The organism is Mycobacterium sp. NGS51 (assembly GCF_059812525.1).
Window position 1 is genome coordinate 1 of sequence record NZ_JCALCV010000046.1, and the last position, 1,454, is coordinate 1,454.

Below are 1,454 nucleotides of genomic sequence, written 5' to 3' on the forward strand. Positions count from 1 at the left end.
TGACTTCGGCTGGGACGTCGTCGATGCCACCGGATGGTCGGCAAGCCAGCTGCAGGAGGCTATTGATGCCGCAGTGCGGCACACCTTCGACCTGGCTACCGAAATCCCGTTGCAGGCACAGCTTTTCCGTGTGGCCGAGGATGAGCATGTGTTGGCGGCGGTGGTGCATCACATTGCTGCTGACGGTTGGTCGCTCACCCCGCTGGTGCGTGATTTGGGGGTGGCCTATGCCAGCCGCTGTGCCGGGCAAGCCCCGGGCTGGGCACCGCTGGCGGTGCAGTACATCGATTACACGGTGTGGCAGCGCGCGCAATTCGGTGATTTCGACGATGGTGAGAGTCTGATTGCTGCGCAGTTGGGCTATTGGCAGGATGCGCTGGGCGGGATGCCCGAGCGGTTGGTGTTGCCTACTGATCGGCCTTATCCGGCGGTGGCCGATCAGCGTGGTGCCAGTGTGGCGGTGCAGTGGCCGGCACAGTTGCAGCAGCAGGTCATTCGGGTGGCTCGTGAGCGTAATGCGACGAGTTTCATGGTGATGCAGGCCGCTCTGGGCGTGTTGTTGGGCAGGCTTAGCGCGAGTTCTGATGTGGCGGTGGGGTTCCCGATCGCTGGGCGCCGCGACCCGGCCCTGGATGAGTTGATCGGGTTTTTCGTCAATACCTTGGTGCTGCGGATCGATCTGGGTGGCGATCCCACCGTGGCGGACTTGTTGGCGCAGGTGCGGCAGCGCAGTCTGGGCGCCTACGAGAACCAGGATGTGCCGTTTGAGGTGTTGGTGGAGCGGCTCAACCCGGCCCGAAGCCTGGCCCATCATCCGCTGGTGCAGGTGGCGTTGGCCTGGCAGAACGCCGCCGAGGATCCCGCTGCCCGGTTGAGTTTGGGTGATGTGCAGGTCATCCCGCTGCCGGTGGATGTCCGCACTGCCCGGATGGATTTGGCTTTTTCATTAACCGAACGCTTCACTGAGGCCGGTGAGCCCGCTGGGATTTCGGGGGCCGTGGAGTTTCGCACCGATGTGTTTGATGCGGTCAGTGTTGAGGTGTTGATCGGCCGTTTTGAGCGGGTGCTGGCGGCGGTGACCACAGATGCGCATCGGCGACTGTCGTCGATCGATGTGCTCGACGCAGTTGAGCATGCCCGGTTGGAGGAGTTGGGTAACGGGGCAGCATTGACCGCCCCCGCCAGCACAAGGGTGTCGGTTCCCGCGTTGTTCGCCGCTCAGGTGGCGTGTGCGCCGGAGGCGGTTGCGGTGACCGCGGGCAGCGGTTCGCTGTCCTATCGCGAGCTGGATGAGGCGTCGAATCGGCTGGCGCACGCGCTTTCTGAGCGGGGTGTGGGCCGCGGTGAGTGTGTGGCGGTGTTGTTGGAGCGCTCCATCGAGGCGATTGTGTCGATGTTGGCGGTGCTCAAGGCCGGGGCGGCGTATTTGGCGATCGATCCGGCGGTGCCCGCGG

At 64.4% G+C, this 1,454-nt stretch carries 1 protein-coding gene; it reads left to right on the plus strand.

Annotation, left to right across the window (positions count from 1 at the left end; translation table 11 throughout):
• The coding region (locus AC5Y5W_RS24885; RefSeq protein ID WP_500022656.1) for a condensation domain-containing protein at positions 1 to 1,454 on the plus strand (1,454 nt) is incomplete at both ends.